The following is a 309-nucleotide window of genomic DNA, read 5'->3' as shown; positions in this document are numbered from 1 at the left end:
GGCAGATAGGGATTCAGGCTTTTGCGTCGTTAAGGTTTAGCGTCAGTGCTTTTGCCCAAGCTGGTGTTAGGGTCTTCGGTTCGTTGCGGGTCAGCCTGCGGGGTTTGGGGCAGATAGGGATTCAGGCTTTTGCGTCGTTAAGGTTTAGCGTCAGTACTTTTGCTCAAGTTGGCGTTAGGGTCTTCGGTTCGTTGCGGGTCAGCCTGCGGGTTTTGGGGCAGATAGGGATTCAGGCTTTTGCGTCGTTAAGGTTTAGCGTCAGTGCTTTTGCCCAAGCTGGTGTTAGGGTCTTCGGTTCGTTGCGGGTCA

1 protein-coding gene is annotated in these 309 nt (G+C 53.7%); it reads left to right on the top strand.

The window, feature by feature from the left end:
* Positions 1 to 309, top strand: a 309-nt coding sequence (locus tag Xinn_RS22580) for a hypothetical protein (protein ID WP_211286055.1), incomplete at both ends; no start/stop codon positions are given.

The sequence above is a fragment of the Xenorhabdus innexi genome (genome assembly GCF_002632485.1).
Lineage (GTDB): Bacteria > Pseudomonadota > Gammaproteobacteria > Enterobacterales > Enterobacteriaceae > Xenorhabdus > Xenorhabdus innexi.
This window is presented reverse-complemented; position numbering and strand designations above follow the sequence as displayed.